This is a genomic window from Micromonospora saelicesensis, from assembly GCF_900091575.1.
Taxonomy (GTDB): domain Bacteria; phylum Actinomycetota; class Actinomycetes; order Mycobacteriales; family Micromonosporaceae; genus Micromonospora; species Micromonospora saelicesensis.
In genome coordinates, this window is sequence record NZ_FMCR01000001.1 from 625,938 (window position 1) to 643,588 (window position 17,651).

Here is a 17,651-nt window from a genome sequence, read left to right on the forward strand (position 1 = left end):
CGTGGACCCCCGCATCCTCGACCGGCTGCGCTGCCCGGTCTGCGGCGAGCCGCTGGCCGAGGCGACCGCCGGCACCACCGGTGCGCTGCGCTGCCCGCGCCGGCACAGCTTCGACATCGCCCGGCAGGGGTACGTCAACCTCCTCGCCGGGCGCGCCCCGCACGTCGGCGACAGCGCCGAGATGGTCGCCGCCCGGGCGGACTTCCTCGCCGCCGGGCACTACGACCTCATCTCGGCCGCCCTCTCCGCCGCCGCGGCGGAAGCCGCCAATCGGCTCCACGCGTCGCCGACACCCGACGTCGGGGCGTACCCCCTGGTGGTGGATGCCGGCGCCGGCACCGGCCGGTACCTCGGCGCGGTGCTGGCGGCGCTGCCGGACGCCGTGGGCCTGGCCCTGGACGTGTCCAAGCCGGCGCTGCGCCGCGCGGCCCGCGCGCATCCCCGGGCCGCCGCCGCGCTCGCCGACACCTGGCAGCGACTGCCGCTCGCCGACGCCTCGACCGCCGTGCTGCTGAACGTCTTCGCCCCTCGCAACGGCCCGGAGTTCCACCGGGTACTCGACCCGGCCGGCGCGTTGCTGGTGGTCACGCCCGACACCGACCACCTCGCCGAGCTGGTGGGCGTCCTCGACCTGCTGCGGGTGGACCCGGACAAGGCCGACCGGGTGGCCGCCAGCCTGGGCGGGCACTTCACGTCGGTCAGCTCGGCCGTGCACCGGACCGAGTTGGCATTGACCCGGCCGGAGGTCGCCACCCTGATCGGGATGGGCCCCAGCGCCTGGCACACCGACCCCGCGGCGCTCGCCACCCGGCTGGCCGCGCTGCCCGAACCGGTCCGGGTCACCGTGGCGGTCCGGCTCGACGTCCTGCGACCTCGCTGACCTCAGGTGGAGAGGTCGACCTCTTCCCAGCCGGGCGGCTCGTCGTGGTACGGCCCGCGCAGGATCACCGCCCACTCCAGCGCCCAACGCCGCTGCCCGATCGCGTTCGCGTCGACAAGCCCCGGTGCCCGCCGGCCGCCGCGCTCGGTCTCCAGGTACGCCCAGTCCAGGCAGTAGTGCAGGTCGAGCAGGGCGGCGGCGTCGGCCGGGTGTTGCGGCGCGGTGAGGATCCGGGAGCGCCAGTGCGGGAAGGTCTCCCCCTCGGCGATGTGCGGCAGCCGCTCGACCAGCCGCTCGTCGACGGCCAGCGTCGGGTCGAGCTGTTTGCTCAGCCCGAGCACCCAGGCCAGCGCGAAGAGCGCGTCGTGGTGCAGCACGAACGACCGGTGGTCGCCCTTGCCGCCCATCACGAACTGCCACTCGGGCGGGGTGACCATGTCGACCAGGTGCGAGCCGAGCAGCCAGCTCATCGCCGCCTGTGGGGGCATCCCGAAACAGCGGGCCAGGATCAGGTGCAGCACCGCGATCCGCGCCTCGATCTCCCCGGTCGGGCGCAGGTCGATCTGGTCACCCGGCTCCCAAACGAGGGGAAACTGGGCCGGCGGCAACGGCAGGCCGAGCCGGGACAGCTCGTCCAGGCTCGCCTCGCGCACCTCACGTGGGTCGGGGGCAGCAACGGTCACGGCGGATCTTCCTGTCTGCTCGCGCCGGCGCAAGGCCGGTTGTCCCCCCTTGGCCTGCGACAATAGCGCTCCCAGGTGACCGGCACCACGCCAGGGCGACGCCGAATCGATCAGCCGATGCGTTCGATGACCAACGACGTCGCCGCCGGGGCCGTCGGCGCGATCCGCACCGCGTTGGCGGCCTCGGTCAGCGCTGCCGGAATCCGCGCAGCGTCGTCGGCGCGCAGCTCGTAGAGCGGGTCACCGGCCCGCACCTCGTCACCCGGCCGCTTGTGCAACACCACACCGGCCGGCACGCTGACCGGGTCCTCCTTGCGCGCCCGACCCGCGCCGAGCCGCCACGCCGCAACCCCCATGGCGTACGCGTCGACGGCCGCGACGTACCCGTCCCGCTCGGCGCGGACCACCTCCACCTCGGCCGCCGTCGGCATCGGCGCGTCCGGGTCGCCGCCCTGCGCCCGGATCATCGCCCGCCAGGAGTCCATGGCCCGGCCGTCGCGCAGCGCCGCAGCCGGATCGGCGTCCGGCAGACCGGCGGCGTCGAGCATCTCCCGGGCCAGCGCGAGGGTCAGCTCCACCACGTCGGCCGGTCCACCACCGGCCAGCACCTCGACCGACTCGGTCACCTCGACCGCGTTGCCGATCGCCAGGCCGAGCGGTGTGGACATGTCGGTGAGCAGGGCGACCGTCCGCACCCCGTGCGCACCGCCCAGCTCGACCATGGTGCGCGCCAACTCACGGGCCTGGTCGACGGACTTCATGAAGGCGCCCGAGCCGACCTTGACGTCGAGGACCAGCGCCCCGGTGCCCTCGGCGATCTTCTTGCTCATGATCGAGCTGGCGATCAGCGGGATCGCCTCCACGGTGCCGGTCACGTCGCGCAACGCGTACAGCTTGCGGTCGGCGGGGGCGAGCCCGGCGCCGGCCGCGCAGATCACCGCACCGACCTCGTCCAGCTGGGCGATGAACTCGTCGTTGCTCACCGTGGCCCGCCAGCCCGGGATGGACTCCAACTTGTCCAGCGTGCCGCCGGTGTGCCCGAGACCCCGGCCGCTCAGCTGCGGCACGGCCGCGCCACACGCCGCCACCAGCGGGGTGAGCGGCAGAGTGATCTTGTCGCCGACGCCACCGGTGGAGTGCTTGTCGACCGTCGGCCGGCGTACCGCCGACAGGTCCAACCGCTCACCGCTGGCGATCATCGCGGCGGTCCACCGGGCGATCTCCGGCCCGGTCATGCCGTTGAGCAGGATCGCCATGGCCAGCGCGGACATCTGCTCGTCGGCGACGACCCCCCGGGTGTACGCGTCGACCACCCAGTCGATCTGGGCGTCCGACAGCACACCCCCGTCCCGCTTCACGCGAATAACGTCAACAGCAGCAAAACCACTCATCGAAAGATCTTTCTTAGTCGATTGGAGAAACCGTGCCAGACGGACGGCAGTGCCCAAGACGGGGCCGGGGCCGACCGTGCCCGGCGGAGGGATCAAGCTGACCGCCCGGAGCCGGGCACGGTCGGCCCCGGCCCCAAACAGCAACCACAATCAAGACCAGCGCACCGGAATCTCCGCCGGTGGCTCACCCTCACCGGCCCAGAAGATCGTGCCGGTGGCGTCCACCACGACCACCCGGGGCGTCCGGGCCAGGCCCCAGGTGATCGCCTCGGCCGGGTCGTCCCAGCTCGGCGCCTCCTCCAGCACCCCGGTCTCGGCGCCGGCGTCGTCGCCGGCGGACCGCTCCCAGTACGCCGTCCAGACCTGCTGACCGGCGGACATGTCCGGGTGCACGAAGACGGTGCCGCGCCCGCGCCAGGCGGCGAGCCGCTCCGGGACCACCGGCACCGGCGTCTCCCCGGTAACGGCCTCCAGGTCCTCCACGCCGAAGGCGTGCGGCAGCAGCTCGGCCATCCGCAGTGGCCGGGTCTTGCTCTCGATCAGGCACTCCGGCCCGCCGTGCTCCCAGAGCAGCTGCCGGCAGCGGCCACACGGCATCAACGGCTCACCGGTCGCGTCGACGCAGGAGAGCGCGACGAGCCGGCCGCCACCGGTGGCGTGCAGGCTGGACACGACTCCGCACTCGGCGCAGAGCGTCACCCCGTACGCGGCATTCTCCACGTTGCAGCCGACCACCACACGGCCGTCGTCGACCAGCGCGGCCGCGCCGACCGGGAACGTCGAGTACGGCGCGTACGCGTGCCGCATCGCCTCGATGGCGGCAGCGCGCAACCGTGCCCAGTCAATGTCGGTCATGCCGCCATTCTGCCCAAGCAGCCCAGGTCAGAAGCGGGCAGGGCCGGGTCCACGGGCGGGCGCAGCCGTGCCGGGCGTGAGCCCGACTCATCGGCCGCGCCACCGCAGCGCAGGCAGCGGTCAGTCGTCACCACAGTGGGAGGCAATGCCGAGGATGACGGCTCGGGGTGAAAGGGACGTTCGGCCCTGCATCTTCCGCTCAGGTCAGCCAACCCTGAAGCCGAGGATGGACACGTGCGACCGAGGGGACATGTGATGGCGAAGTTCGGCAGCTGGCCGTTGTCCGAGGACACTCTTCGTCGGATGTACGCGGGGGGCCGCGGTAACGCGGCGGCCCGCCGTTTCGCCCGGCTGTGGGCGGCCGTGTACGGCGCCGGCCTGCACCCGAGGCGGTGGGTGACGCTGGAGGTCGTGGGACGCCGAACCGGTCGGATCACCCGCTTCCCGCTGGGTATGGCCGACTGGCAGGGCGACTGGTATCTGGTCCCGATGCTGGGCGAGAACTGCAACTGGGTCCGAAACGTACGTGCTGCCGACGGCCTGGTGACCATTCGGCACAGGCGTACCCGGCTCTGCCGCCTGGTCGAGGTGCCGGTCGATGAGCGTGCACCGATTCTCAAGCGGTATCTGGCGACGGTCCCCGGAGCCCGGCCGCATCTCCCCGTCGACCGGCACGCGCCCCTGTCCGAGTTTGCGGCAATCGCGGCACATTACCCCGCGTTCCGTATCGAGACGGCACCCGTGAGATGACTGGCGCGGACCGCACTGTGCCCGACGGGAGTCCCGCCGGGCACAGCTCTGGTGTCAGCCCTTGATGTACGGCTTGCCGTCGGCGGCCGGTGCCCGGACCCGGCCGACCAGCCCGGCGACTGCCAGGATGGTCGCCAGGTACGGCAGCATGGCCAGGAACTGGCTGGGAATGACGCTGTTGATCGCCCCCAGGTAGGTGGCGAGCTGGTCGGCGAAACCGAAGAAGAGCGCGGCGAGCAGCGCGCCGGTCGGGTTCCACCGGCCGAAGATCAGCGCGGCAAGGGCGATGAAGCCCTTACCGCCGATCATGTTCTTCGTGAACGAGTAGAGCGCCAGCGTGTAGGACGCCCCGCCGATGCCGGCGACCACGCCGGCCAGCAGCACGTTGCGGTAGCGCACCCGCAGCACCTTGACGCCGAGCGTGTCTGCGGCGATCGGGTGCTCGCCGACCGAGCGGGTCCGCAGCCCCCACCGGGTACGGAACAGCCCGATGTGGATCACCAGGACCAGGAGCAGCCCGAGGTAGAGGAAGATGTTGCCGCGGAACAACGCCGGCCCGAGTACCGGGATGTCCTTCAGCAGCGGGATCTCCCAGTTGCTGAAGCGGGGCGCGCTGTTGTACTTCGCGGCGTCGGTCTGCATCAGCCGCTCGTAGAGGAAGCCGGTGACGCCGACGGCCAGCAGGTTCAGCACGATGCCCATGACGACCTGGTCGACCAGGTAGCGGATGGCGAAGACGGCCAGCAGCAGCGAGATGAACGCACCGCCGATGGCGGCGGCGACCAGGCCCACCCACACGCTGCCGGAGATGCTGCCGAACAGGGCCCCGCTGAACGCGCCCATCAGCAGCTGGCCCTCGATGGCCACGTTGACCACGCCGGACCGCTCACAGAGCACCCCGGCGAGCGCGCCGAAGATCAACGGCAGCGCCAGGATGAACGTGCCCCGGATGACGTTGACCAGCGGCATGAAGTTCTGCCCGGTCGGCGCGGCGGAGACCTGCCAGCAGAGGAACGACAGCACGAAGGCGACCAGCCCGACGCCGAGCACGGGAAGGAACCACCGCTTCGGCACCCCGGCGAGCAGCGCCGCGCCGGCGGCGATCGTGATGATCCCGAACAGGATCGCCCCGATCGTGCCGTTGATCTCCAGTGCGGCGCCGGCCGCGTCGTCGCTGAGCGTGAACCGGGCCTGCTGGTCGGTGGCGAGCGCGCCGAAGAGCACCGCGGACAGCAGGCCGAGCGCCAGCAGCGTGAGACCGACCTTCCGGCTGCGGGTCCAGAAGCCCTCGTCGACCGGGGCGACCGCGATGTCGGGGACAGCCATGGTGGACATGAGTTACCAGCCCTTCGCCAGGCTCGTCTGCAACCGGGCGGCGCGCGCGGCCCGGAGCTGGAAGATCGCCTTCACCAGGGCCGGTGCGGCGATGAAGATGACGATCAGCGCCTGGAGCACGGTCACCAACTCCAGCGAGATCCCGGAGTACGACTGCATCCGGTTACCACCGGCCTGCAGCGCACCGAACAACAGCGCGGCCAGCAGCACCCCCCAGGGCTTCACCCGCCCGAGCAGCGCCACCAGGATGCCGTCGAAGCCGATCTGCGCGACCACCAGCGGGGTCAACGCGCTGGCGGTGGAGCCGAGCACCATGTTCGAGCCGCCGAGGCCGGCCAGGATTCCGGCGAAGACCATGATCAGGATGTACGTCCGGGTGACGCTGATGCCAGCGGTCCGGGCGGCGTCCGGGTTGGCGCCGACCGCGCGCAGCTCGAAGCCGAGCGTCGAGCGGTTGAGCAGCCAGGCGACCGCCCAGGTGGCCAGCACTGCGAGCAGGATGCCGGCATGCACCCGCAGGTTGTCGCCGAGCAGTCGGGGCAGCTGGGCGGAGCTGTCCACACCCTTGCTGATCGCGTCGGTACGGTTCGGGTCCTGCACCCCGTTCTGCACGATCAACCAGGTCAGGAAGTACGTGGCGACGTAGTTGAGCATGATCGTGTTGATCACCTCGTGTGCTCCGGCACGGGCCTTGAGGATGCCGGGGATGAAACCCCAGATCGCTCCGCCCAGCGCGCCGGCCAGCACCGCCACCAGCAGGTGCAGGCCGGGCGGCAGCGGCAGCAGGAAGCCGGCCAGCGCCGCCATGATCACGCCGATGGTGGCCTGGCCCTGGGCGCCGATGTTGAACAGGCCGCCCCGGAACGCCAGCGCCACCGACAGACCGGTGAAGACCAGCGGCGCCGCGTAGGTCAGCGTCTCCGAGATCGGCGCGAGCACCGCCTGCCAGCCGTTGGCGCCGTTCAACCAGCCGGAGAACGCCTCGGGGTCGAAGATCGAGCCCTTGAACAGGTTCGCGTACGCCTCGCTGACGAGCGTCCAGCTGGAGTTGATCGCGTCGGATGGGCGGGAGGTGATGTACGAGTACGTGGAGAGCACGTCGGGATCAGAAATGATCATCAGCACCGCGCCGACCACGATCGCCAGCACCAACGACAGCAGGGTCACCGTGAAGGTGTTGGCCGCCCAGAGGTTGTCCAGGAACAACCGGCCCAGGCTCGGCTTCGGCTCCGGCTCCGGGCCCGGCTTCGCCACCGAGCGGTCCGGCTCGGTCGCCACCTCGGCCCGTTCGGTGTTGCCGAGCGCGTTCTGCGCGGCCTGCGCCTCGCTCGCCGGCTCCTTGTCCGGGGAGCCCGACTGCGGGTTGGGGTTGGTCATGCCTCGTCCTCGCTCGCGGAGCCTGCGTCGCTCGCCGGGCTCCCATCTGCCACGCCGGGACTGTCGGCGGCGGTCGTCGCTCCGGGCTTGTCGGCGGCGGGTGCTGCGATCGTGTCGTGGGCCGCGTCCGGGCTGATGCCGGCCATCAGCAGACCGATCTCCTCACGCGGGGTGTCCGGGCCGACGATGCCGATGATCCGGCCGCGGTACATCACCGCGATCCGGTCGGCCAACCCGATCACCTCGTCGAGTTCGCTGGAGACCACCAGAACGGCGGTGCCGATGTCTCGTTCGCGGATGACCTGGCTGTGGATGAACTCGATCGACCCGACGTCGACGCCACGGGTCGGCTGGGCGGCGATGAAGAGCTTCAGCGGCCGGGACAGCTCCCGGGCCACGATCACCTTCTGCTGATTGCCGCCGGAGAGGGTGCCCACCGCCGCGTCGGCCGATGAGGTACGAACGTCGAACTGCTCGATCCGCTCCTTCGCGGAGGCGGCGATCGCGTCCGGCTTCAGCGCGAGCCCGGCACCGAACGGCGGCCGGTCGTAGATGTCCAGCACCAGGTTCTCCGCGACGCTGAACTCCTTGATCAGGCCGTCCACGCTGCGGTCCTCGGGCACGTAACCGACGCCCGCCCGGAGCACCTTCTTGGGCTTCCAGCCGTTGATCCGGTCGCCGGCCAGGCTGATCGTGCCGGCGAGCGCCGGGCGCAGGCCCATGATCGCCTCGATCAGCTCGGTCTGACCGTTGCCCTGTACGCCCGCCACGCCGAGCACCTCGCCCGCGCGCACGGTCAGGTCGACTCCGTCGACCGCGCGGATCTGCCGATCGTCGTCGACGACCAGCCCGGCCACCTCCAGCACCGGCTCGCCCGGCGTGGCCGGGGTCTTGTCCACGGTGAGCCGGACGTTGCGCCCGACCATCAACGCGGCCAGCTCGTCCCGGCTGGCCTCCGGCGAGGCGGTGCCGACTGTCTTTCCGCGTCGGATCACGGTGATCCGGTCGGCGATGGCCTTGACCTCGCCGAGCTTGTGGGTGATGAAGACGATCGACTTGCCGGCCGCCTTGAGCGACCGCATGACCGTCAGCAACTCCTCGGTCTCCTGAGGGGTGAGCACCGCGGTCGGCTCGTCCAGGATGAGCAGGTCGACGTCACGGGTGAGCGCCTTGACGATCTCGACGCGTTGCTGGATGCCGACCGGCAGGTCCTCGATCACCGCGTCCGGGTCGACCCGCAGGTTGTAGCGCTCGGACACCTCGGTGACCTCGCGCCGGGCCCGCCGCCGGTCCAGGAAGCCGGCGATGCCGCCCCTGATCTGCTCGGCGCCGAGCATGATGTTTTCGGTGACGGTGAAGACCGGCACCAGCATGAAGTGCTGGTGCACCATGCCGATCCCGGCCCCGATCGCGTCGGACGGGCCCTTCAGCTTCAGCGGCTTGCCGTCGACCAGGATCTCGCCCTCGTCGGGCTGGTAGAGCCCGTAGAGCACGTTCATCAGGGTCGACTTGCCCGCACCGTTCTCGCCGAGGAGGGCGTGAATCTCTCCAGGCTCCACCGTCAGGTCGATGTGATCGTTGGCGACCAGATCACCGAACCGCTTGGTGATGCCGCGCAGTTCGAGTCTCAGCGCAACCTCCTGGAGTGCGAGCGATGGTGCAGCCTAGCTGCCGTCGTACCGGCCGGACCGGACCGGCCGCCGTGGTGCGCGATCGGCCGCTCCGACCCCGCGGGGTATCCGCAGAGCCAGAGCGGCCGATCGGGTCGTACCTGTCCCCGCCGACCCCCCGATGATCTCACCGGAGCGGCCGGCCGGTTGTCACTTGGTCGGCTGGGCCTTCGAGGTGACGGTGATGGTGCCAGCGGCGATGTCCGCCTTGATCTTGTCGACCTCGGCCTTCAGCTCGGCCGGAACCTTGCTGTCGAAGTCGTGGTACGGGGCGATCGAGACACCGGTGTTGGCCAGGGTGCCGACGAAGCCCGGCTTGGCCTCCAGCTTCTCGCCACCGGCGGCCTTGACCACGGCCTCCTTGACGGCCTCCGGGATGTTCTTGACCACGGTGGTCACGATCGCGGAGCAGTCCGGGGTGCTCTCGCAGCCGTCGACGTCCACCCAGATGGTGCTGTACTTGCCACCCGACGCCTTGGCGGCGGCGGTGGTGCCGAGGCCGGAGCCGCCGGCGACCGGCATGATGATGTCCGCGCCCTGGGCGACCAGCGCGTCGGAGACCTTCTTGCCCTCGTCCTGCTTGTCGAAGGCGTTGGAGAAGGAGCCCTTCTGGGTCTCCTTGTTCCAGCCCAGGGCCTGGACGTTCTTGCCCTTGGTGGTGTTGAAGTACTTCACACCGTCGACGAAACCGTCCATGAAGATGGTCACCGGCGGGATCGGCACGGCACCGTAGGTGCCGACCTTGCCGCTCTTGCTCATCCCGGCCGCCAGGTAGCCGGCCTGGAACGCGGCCTGGGCGGTGTCGAACTGCATCGGGTAGACGTTGGCGTCACCCGGGTTCGCGTCGACGATGCCGAACTGCTGGTTCGGGTTCGCCTTCGCGATCTTCGAGGTGGCGTCGCCCATCAGGCCACCGACCGCCAGGATGAAGTCGCACTTCTGGTTGACGAACTGCGTCAGGTTCGGCTCGTAGTCGGCCTCGGCCTTCGACGCGACGTACTTGATGTCGATGTTGTCGTTGGCGGCCTTGGCCTCCTGCAGGCCCTTCCAGGCCGAAGCGTTGAACGACTTGTCGTCGATGCCGCCGACGTCGGTCACCATGCAGGCGCTGAACTTCTTGGCGCCACTGCCGGCGTTGTTGTCATCCTTGGGCGCCTCGCCACAAGCGGCGGCGGTGAGCGCGAGCCCACCCACCGCGAAGATCGAGGCGATCCGCATCCCACGCACCGAGCGCAAGACGTCTCCTTCCCATTGCACACCGCGCCTTGTGCGGTGGCAGCCCATCAGCCGACCTGCGGGTGTGCCGCCGGCTGTCCCACGTTACGGACGGGAGCGTACGCCCGCGTCCACCCACCGGCCGACAATCGTGCACGACTGTTGAGCGCCTGTTACCCGGGTGTAACCCTTGCGTGGGGCAAGTCACTCTTCGTGCTGGTAACCGAGCGCCATGGCGTCCGCAACGTCCGTTTTCTGGAGGCGTTTTCCTCCTCGGACGTTACCGCCAAAAGACCGCGACCGCCGCGTTGACCAGGGTCAGGCCGACGATCGCGAGGAAATGACCACGGTTGACCACGTCCCGCTTCCGGGAGAAGAAGACCATGACGAAGATCAGCAGCGCGATCACCAACTTCGTCACAAGTTTTGCCGGCGCCGGCTCGTCGCCGTCGCGCAGCGGCGCGGAGAGGCCGAGCCCGGTCAGCAACTGGATCACCGCGCCCCACAGCATGGCCGGGTTGATCCGCAGACGACCGCTGGCGTACTGGGCGATCGAGCCACCGAGCAGCAGGGCGAACCCGATCAGATGGACGTAGAGAAGGATGAGTCGGAGTGCTTCCACGCCGCCCATCCTCCCCCATCAACGACACTTTGTAGTAGTGGGGTGGGCCGGTCGGCGCGTCCAGGTCGCCCGGCCACCGTCGACGACCTATCCCTTCACGGCGCCGGAGGTGAGGCCGGAGACGATGTACCGCTGGAGGAACTGGAAGACCAGCACCGTCGGGATCGCGGTCAGCAGGGTGCCGGCCGCGAAGATCCCGAAGTTGGTGTTCCGCTCGCCGCCCTGCAACATGCCCCGCATGCCGACCGCGAGGGTCTTGGCGTCCGTGTCGGTGAGGAAGACGCTCGCCATCAGGAACTCGTTGATGGTGTTGATGAAGGCGAGCAGCCCGGTCACCGCGAGGATCGGCGCCACCAACGGCAGCATGATCCGGAAGAAGACCTGGGCGTGTGAGGCGCCGTCCACGGTGGCCGACTCGTCCAGCTCCCGGGGCAGGGTGTCGAAGAAGCCCTTCATCAGCCAGGTGTTCACGCCCAGCGCGCCACCCAGGTAGAGCAGCAACAGACCCCACGGGGTGTTGAAGCCGATGGCCGGCCACAGGTCGGTGATCGTGCCGAAGATCAGGAAGATCGCAACGATCGCCAGGAACTGCGGGAACATCTGGATCAACAGCAGTGACAGCAACCCCACCCGTCGCCCCTGAAACCGCATCCGGGAGAAGGCGTACGCCGCGAGCGCGGAGAGGAAGACCGAGGCGAACGCGGCCCCACCGGCGATGAGCAGCGAGTTCAGAAACCAGTCAGCGAACCCGGTGCGCGCGAACAGATCCCCGAAGTTCTCCAACGACACCCCGCCGGTCGGCACCAACTCGGTGGACGACAGGGTGCCGAGCGGATTGAGCGCCGCAGAGACGACGAACACGAGCGGAAAGAGACTGAACAGCACGCCGAGCAGGCCGACCAGGTGCCGCCAGCCGACCTCGGCGAACCATCGCTTCTTACGCCTGCCCGCGTTGCGGTTGACCGCCGCCGGGCCGTTCGCGCCGCCCGTGACGGCGGCGCCGGTGAGCATGGTCATGCATACACCTCCTCCTGTTGGCGGGTCCGCCGGAAGCTGACCGCCGACACCACCGCGACGATGGCGAAGATGAACAGCGAGATGGCCGCGGCGAAGCCGAACTGTGCGGCCTGTCCACCGAACGCCAGCCGGTAGGTGTAGGTGATCAGCAGGTCGGTGGCACCGTTGCTGGGGTTGTCCGCCGGGAACGGCGCGCCCTCGGTGGTCAGGTAGATCGCGTTGAAGTTGTTGAAGTTGAACGCGAACGACGAGATCAGCAGCGGCGAGAGCGCGACCAGCAGCAGCGGCAGGGTGACCGCCCGGAACGACTGCCAGCGCGACGCCCCGTCGACCGAGGTGGCCTCTGTCAACTCCCGTGGGATGGCCTGTAGTGCGCCGGTGGCCACCAGGAACATGTACGGGTAGCCGAGCCAGAGCTGCACCAGGATCACCGCGGCGCGGGCCGACCAGTCCTGCCCGAACCAGTCGACGCTGAGCCCGAACAGATTGTTGATCAGCCCGAAGTCGGTGTTGAACATGTCCCGCCAGACCAGCAGCATCGCGAAGGACGGCATGGCGTACGGCAGGATCAGCAACATCCGGTAGAGGTTGGTGCCCCGCATTCGGGGCGAGTGCAACGCCAGGGCGATCAACATGCCGAGGATGAACGTGCCGCCGGTGGAGCCGATGGCGAAGGCGAAGTTCCAGATCAGCGTGCCGAGGAACGGCCCGGAGATCCGCTCGTCGGTGAGCACCCGGGTGAAGTTGGACAGCCCGACGTTCACCTTCCAACCCTGGGCCAGCCGCTCGCCGTCGGCGGCGACGAACGCGCCGACCTCGCCGTCCGCGGTCCAGGTCCTGCCGCTGTCGCTGTCCTTGACGCAGTCGCAGCCGGCGTCGTACGCCCGGACGGCCTTGCCCTCGTACGCCCGGGACAGGCCGGAGGAGCGCAGCGCGCCTCCGGCGGTCGGCACCACCAGATCCGTGATGTCCTTGCTGCGGGCGCTGGCCTGGCCGAAGTTCAGCACGGTGTAGCCGTCGGCCGCGGTGACCTTCCCGCCGGGGCCGACGGTGGCCGCGCCGGGATCGAGCGGGCGAAGGCCTTTGGCGTCGCCGACGGAGACCGTGTCGGTTCCTGGCTTGGTGATCAGGAAGACCAGGGCGCCGGTGGCCGGGTCGCCCTTGGTGGCGACCGACAACGGGTACTGGGTGGACCCCGGGACCTGCTTGACCGAGGAGCTCTGGATCGCGACGATCGCGTCGTCCTTGCTGCCCCGGTGGCCGTCGCCGAAGTTGGTGAAGGCAGTGCTCGCGGTGTAGAGCACCGGCACGACCTGGAAGGCGATCAGGAAGAGCGTGCCGGGGATGAGGTACTTCGCCGGGACGTGCCGGCGGCCCAGGTACAGATAGAACAGTGCGGTGGTGGTCAGCACCAGCACCGCCAGCCCGCCCCACATCTCGGCCGCCACGAGCGGGAAGGCCGCCCAGATCGCGATCCCGGCCACCAGGCCGAGCAGGATCACCTTCGCGACGAGGCCAGCCGCGGTGATCGGCGCGTGGTTCCGCGCGGTACGGGAGGTGCGCGGGGACCCGGTGCGGACGGGCCCCCGGCCCGGGGCCTGCTGGACAGACCCCGGGCCGGACAGCGGTGTGCTCATTACTTGATCGAACCGGCGATCGTCTTGCCGGCCGCGGTAACCGTGCTGGTCGGGTCGGCGCCGCCGATGACGGCGGCCTCGGCCTTGCCGAACGGGTCCCAGATCGCGGCCATGGCCGGGATGGCCGGGAGCACCTGGCCGTTCTTGCCGGCCTCGATGAACTTGGCCAGGTCCGGGTCGCTGCTCTTGACCTGGTCCAGCGCGGCGTTCAGCGCCGGCGGGCGCGGGTCGGCCTGGTAGAGCGCCACGGCCAGCTCCGGCGTGGTGACGTAGTTGGCGACGAACTCCTGGGCGAGAGCCTTGTTCTTGCCCTTGGCCGCCACGTAGAAGGACTGGACGCCAACGAACGGCGCGGCCGCCTTGCCGCCGGCGAAGCCGGGAACGGCGGAGACGTCGTACGTGATGCCGGCCTTCTTCACGTCGGCGGTGGCCCACGGCCCGGAGACCAGGAAGGCGCACTTCTTGCCGGTGAAGGTAGCGGTCGAGTTGGTGTCGGCGATCGAGCGCTTCAGCACGCCCTCGCCCTTCTCGCCGAGCGCGGCGATCTTCTTGAACGCGGCGATCGACTCCGGCTTGCCCACGCCCAGGTCCTTCGGGTCGTAGTCGCCGTTCGCGGTGGTGCCGAAGAGGTAACCGCCGGCCGAGGTGTACAGCGGGTAGATGTGGTACGCGTCGCCCTTCTGGCCGACCTGGAGGCAGAGCGTCTCGGTGACCTTCTTCTGCGCCTTGAGCTGCTTGCCGGTGGCGACCAGGTCCTCGATCGTCTTCGGTGCCTCGGGGGCCAGCTCGGTGTTGCGGATCAGCGCCAGGTTCTCCTGGGCGTAGGGCACGCCGTAGAGCTGGCCGTTGAACGTGACGGCCTTGACGGCGGTCTCGTTGAAGGCGGCCTTCTGCTCGTCGGACAGCTGCACCGGGTCGATGGCACCGTTCTGGACCAGGTTGCCGATCCAGTCGTGCGCGCCGATCACCACGTCCGGGCCGCCGCCCTGGCTCGACACGGTCACGAAGTTGTTCTGAAGGTCCTCGTTCGGGACGGCCTGGACCTCGACGGTGACGCCGTTCTCCTGGCCGAACTTCTCGACGAACGGCTTGAGGGCGGCGGTCCGCTTGTCGTCCGCCCAGATCACCAGTTTGCCGCCGGCGGCCTTGGGGGTGTCCTTCGCGGCCGGCTCGTCGCTGTCGCCACCGCAGCCTGAGGCGGCGAGCGCCAGGGCGAAGAGGGCGACCACACCCGCGGTACGGATGCGCATCGGTGCTCCTGTCGTCATGGCGGGTCCGCCGGGGGAAGGGCGGCCCGCCAGTGGAAACTCTGGAAGTTCTTGCCAACCGGCGCATGGATGCTGCGCCGCTGCTCTCGCATGTTGCGGGGACGTTAGCAAGACGTTGCAAGTAATGGAAGGGCTTGCAAGGCACCCCGCAAGAACTTGCCGGTGGGCTAAAGTGCCGCCATGCGCGCTCGACTGTCCGACATCGCCCAGCAGGCCGAAGTCAGCGAGGCCACGGTGTCGCGGGTGCTCAACGACCGCCCCGGCGTGGCCCCGGAGACCCGGCAGGCCGTCCTCACCGCCCTCGACGTGCTCGGGTACGAGCGCCCGGCCCGGCTGCGTAAGCGCAGCGCCGGGCTGGTCGGCCTGGTGGTGCCGGAGCTGGACAACCCGATCTTCCCCGCCTTCGCCCAGGTCATCGAGTCCACTCTGGCGCAGAGCGGGTTCACCCCGGTGCTCTGCACCCAGACCGCCGGCGGCGTGACCGAGGACGAGTACGTGGAGATGCTGCTGGACCGGCAGGTCTCCGGGATCGTCTTCGTCTCCGGCCTGCACGCCGACACGGCCGCCAACCACGACCGCTACCGGGCACTGCTCGCCCGGCCGTTGCCGGTCGTGATGATCAACGGGTACGTGCCCAGCATCGGCGCGCCCTTCGTCTCCTGCGACGACCGGGAGGCGGCCGAACTGGCCGTCGCCCACCTGGTCGCCCTCGGACACCGACGGATCGGCCTGATCACCGGCCCGGACCGGTTCGTCCCGGTGCAGCGCAAGGTGGCCGGCTGGCGCTCCGCGATGACCCGGCTGGCCGGCGTCGCCGAAGCCGACCTGGGCCCGCTCGCCGAGCTGTCACTGTTCGGAGTGGAGGGTGGCGAGGCGGCGGCCGGCCGCCTGCTGGACCGCGGCGTCACCGGTGTGGTCTGCGGCTCCGACCTGATGGCGCTCGGCGCGATCCGGGCCGCCCGCCAACGCGGCCTCGACGTCCCCGAGGGCCTCTCCGTGGTCGGCTACGACGATTCCCCGCTGATGGCCTTCACCGACCCGCCGCTGACCACCATGCGGCAACCGGTCACGGCGATGGCGGTGGCCGCGGTCCGCGCCCTGGTGGACGAGATCAACGGGCACGGTGCCCCGCACTCGGAGTACCTGTTCCGCCCGGAGCTGGTGGTGCGCGGCTCCACAGCTGTCGCGCCGAGTTCCGCACGCCTGTCTTACGCAAGATCTGCTTGACTCTTGCAGAGGCGGGCCGGCATATTGCTCGAATGATCAGCACCGCCATCCCGCTGCACGCCACCGACGACGACTGGTGGCGCTCCGCGGTCGTCTATCAGGTGTACGTCCGCAGCTTCGCCGACAGCGACGGCGACGGCACCGGCGACCTCCAGGGCATCCGGCAGCGCCTGCCGTACCTGCGCGACCTCGGGGTGGACGCGCTCTGGCTGACCCCCTTCTACACCTCGCCGATGATCGACGGCGGGTACGACGTGGCCGACTACCGGGACGTCGACCCGATGTTCGGCACCCTCGCCGACTTCGACGCGATGATCACCGACGCGCACGCCCACGGCCTGCGGATCATCGTCGACCTGGTGCCCAACCACACCTCCAGCGCGCACCACTGGTTCACCGCGGCGCTCGCCGCCGGCCCCGGCTCACCGGAGCGGGCCCGCTACCTCTTCGCCGACGGTCAGGGCGCGCACGGCGAGTTGCCCCCGAACGACTGGGAGAGCATCTTCGGCGGCCCCGCCTGGACCCGGATCGCTGACGGTCAGTGGTATCTGCACCTGTTCGACCCGTCGCAGCCGGACCTGAACTGGCGTCACCCGGAGGTCCGCGCCGAGTTCGAGGACGTGCTGCGGTTCTGGCTGGACCGGGGCGTGGACGGATTCCGCGTCGACGTGGCGCACGGCATGATCAAGGCGGAAGGGCTGCCGGACGTCGGCTTCAGCTCGGCGACCACAGGCCAGCGCCAGGTCGAACTGCTCGGCAAGGGCCGACTGCCGTACTTCGACCAGGACGAGGTGCACGAGATCTACCGGGCCTGGCGGCCCATCCTGGACAGCTACCCGGGCGGTCGGATGGCGGTCGCCGAGGCGTGGGCCGAGACGCCACAGCGCCTGGCCCGCTACATCGGCCCGGACGAGTTGCACCAGGCGTTCAGCTTCGACTTCCTCGACGCCACCTGGTCGGCCGACTCGTTCCGCAAGGTGATCGACACCACGCTGGCCGAGGCGACAGTCGTCGGAGCGCCGACCACCTGGGTGCTGTCCAACCACGACAAGCAGCGGCACGTCACCCGGTACGGCGACGGCGTCGAAGGGCTGCGCCGAGCCCGGGCCGCCAGCCTGCTGATGCTCGCCCTGCCCGGCTGCGCCTACCTCTACCAGGGCGAGGAACTGGGCCTGCCGGAGGTTCTCGACCTCCCCGACGAGCTGCGCCAGGATCCGGCGTTCCTGCGCACCGGCGAGAGCCGCGACGGCTGCCGGGTGCCCATCCCGTGGAGCGGCGAACTGGCCCCGTACGGTTTCGGGCCGGCCGGCAGTGAGCTGAGCTGGCTACCCGCTCCGGCGCTCTGGCAGGCGCTGTCCGTCACGGCGCAGACCGGCGTGCCCGGCTCGACCCTGGAGCTGTATCGGACCGCGCTACGGATCCGCCACGTTCATCCCGCGCTCGCCCTCGACGCCGACGGTGTCACCTGGCGGGAGAGCGAGCCGGGCGTGCTGGCCTTCTCCCGCTCCGCCGGCTCGACCGTGCTGACCTGCGTGGTCAACTTCAGCGGCGCGCCGGTCCTGATCGACGGGTACGGTCAGCCGCTCGTCGCCAGCGACGAGCTCACCGAACAGGGCTCCGGCCAGCTGCTGCCAATTGACGCGGCAGTCTGGTTGGAACGGCGCTGAACGGGTAACTCGTTCTCGACCTGGTCGTTCGTCGTGCCCCGCGCCGACGGGCGACTG

General features: G+C 70.0%; 15 protein-coding genes. 4 read left to right on the top strand and 11 right to left on the bottom strand.

Annotated elements, in window-relative coordinates; translation table 11 throughout:
• Position 1 precedes the first annotated feature (1 nt).
• Positions 2 to 880: a putative RNA methyltransferase gene (locus GA0070561_RS02940; RefSeq protein WP_091394555.1), complete on the top strand. Its 879-nt coding sequence runs from the start codon at positions 2 to 4 to the stop codon at positions 878 to 880.
• 2 nt (positions 881 to 882) lie between these two features.
• On the opposite strand, the gene GA0070561_RS02945 is transcribed toward GA0070561_RS02940, so the two are convergent.
• The 3 genes from GA0070561_RS02945 to GA0070561_RS02955 all read right to left on the bottom strand — a co-directional run bounded on the left by GA0070561_RS02945 (position 883) and on the right by GA0070561_RS02955 (position 3,809).
• Positions 883 to 1,563: a DUF4272 domain-containing protein gene (locus GA0070561_RS02945; RefSeq protein ID WP_091394559.1), complete on the bottom strand. Its 681-nt coding sequence runs from the start codon at positions 1,561 to 1,563 to the stop codon at positions 883 to 885.
• A 110-nt stretch (positions 1,564 to 1,673) separates the two neighbouring features.
• Complete coding sequence (locus GA0070561_RS02950) at positions 1,674 to 2,954, bottom strand: thymidine phosphorylase (RefSeq protein WP_091394562.1); 1,281 nt, start codon at positions 2,952 to 2,954, stop codon at positions 1,674 to 1,676.
• A gap of 150 nt (positions 2,955 to 3,104) precedes the next feature.
• A complete protein-coding gene (locus GA0070561_RS02955) occupies positions 3,105 to 3,809 on the bottom strand; it encodes a cytidine deaminase (RefSeq protein ID WP_091394566.1) in 705 nt (234 codons plus the stop codon).
• Positions 3,810 to 4,205: 396 nt separating this feature from the next.
• On the opposite strand from GA0070561_RS02955, the gene GA0070561_RS02960 reads away from it, so the two are divergent.
• Positions 4,206 to 4,559: a nitroreductase/quinone reductase family protein gene (locus GA0070561_RS02960; protein ID WP_244166037.1), complete on the top strand. Its 354-nt coding sequence runs from the start codon at positions 4,206 to 4,208 to the stop codon at positions 4,557 to 4,559.
• Positions 4,560 to 4,613: 54 nt separating this feature from the next.
• Here the strand turns inward: GA0070561_RS02960 and GA0070561_RS02965 are convergent, their stop codons facing one another.
• From GA0070561_RS02965 to GA0070561_RS03000, 8 genes are all read right to left on the bottom strand, one after another.
• Complete coding sequence (locus GA0070561_RS02965; RefSeq protein ID WP_091394568.1) at positions 4,614 to 5,894, bottom strand: ABC transporter permease; 1,281 nt, start codon at positions 5,892 to 5,894, stop codon at positions 4,614 to 4,616.
• A gap of 3 nt (positions 5,895 to 5,897) precedes the next feature.
• Positions 5,898 to 7,271, bottom strand: coding sequence for an ABC transporter permease (locus GA0070561_RS02970; RefSeq protein WP_091394571.1), 1,374 nt, complete (start codon positions 7,269 to 7,271; stop codon positions 5,898 to 5,900).
• Complete coding sequence (locus GA0070561_RS02975) at positions 7,268 to 8,902, bottom strand: ABC transporter ATP-binding protein (RefSeq protein WP_112638886.1); 1,635 nt, start codon at positions 8,900 to 8,902, stop codon at positions 7,268 to 7,270. Before GA0070561_RS02975 ends, GA0070561_RS02970 begins: the two co-directional genes overlap by 4 nt.
• A 189-nt stretch (positions 8,903 to 9,091) precedes the next feature.
• Positions 9,092 to 10,159 (bottom strand): BMP family lipoprotein, encoded by a 1,068-nt coding sequence (locus GA0070561_RS02980; protein ID WP_091394574.1) that lies wholly within the window; start codon positions 10,157 to 10,159, stop codon positions 9,092 to 9,094.
• Between the two features lie 277 nt (positions 10,160 to 10,436).
• A complete protein-coding gene (locus GA0070561_RS02985; protein WP_091397247.1) occupies positions 10,437 to 10,778 on the bottom strand; it encodes a hypothetical protein in 342 nt (113 codons plus the stop codon).
• A gap of 87 nt (positions 10,779 to 10,865) precedes the next feature.
• Positions 10,866 to 11,795, bottom strand: coding sequence for a sugar ABC transporter permease (locus tag GA0070561_RS02990; RefSeq protein WP_091394576.1), 930 nt, complete (start codon positions 11,793 to 11,795; stop codon positions 10,866 to 10,868).
• Positions 11,792 to 13,432 carry an ABC transporter permease subunit gene (locus GA0070561_RS02995; protein WP_091394579.1) on the bottom strand — a complete coding sequence of 547 codons (1,641 nt, stop codon included), beginning with the start codon at positions 13,430 to 13,432 and terminating at the stop codon, positions 11,792 to 11,794. The genes GA0070561_RS02990 and GA0070561_RS02995 overlap by 4 nt, the downstream gene beginning before the upstream one ends.
• A complete protein-coding gene (locus GA0070561_RS03000; RefSeq protein WP_091394582.1) occupies positions 13,432 to 14,682 on the bottom strand; it encodes a sugar ABC transporter substrate-binding protein in 1,251 nt (416 codons plus the stop codon). The genes GA0070561_RS02995 and GA0070561_RS03000 overlap by 1 nt, the downstream gene beginning before the upstream one ends.
• A 198-nt stretch (positions 14,683 to 14,880) precedes the next feature.
• Here GA0070561_RS03000 and GA0070561_RS03005 point away from each other — a divergent pair, with 198 nt between their 5' ends.
• Together GA0070561_RS03005 and GA0070561_RS03010 are read left to right on the top strand one after the other, a co-directional pair.
• A complete protein-coding gene (locus tag GA0070561_RS03005; protein WP_091394585.1) occupies positions 14,881 to 15,927 on the top strand; it encodes a LacI family DNA-binding transcriptional regulator in 1,047 nt (348 codons plus the stop codon).
• A 32-nt stretch (positions 15,928 to 15,959) separates the two neighbouring features.
• On the top strand, positions 15,960 to 17,594 hold the full coding sequence (locus GA0070561_RS03010) for a glycoside hydrolase family 13 protein (RefSeq protein ID WP_091394587.1): 1,635 nt from the start codon (positions 15,960 to 15,962) through the stop codon (positions 17,592 to 17,594).
• Positions 17,595 to 17,651: the final 57 nt, after the last annotated feature.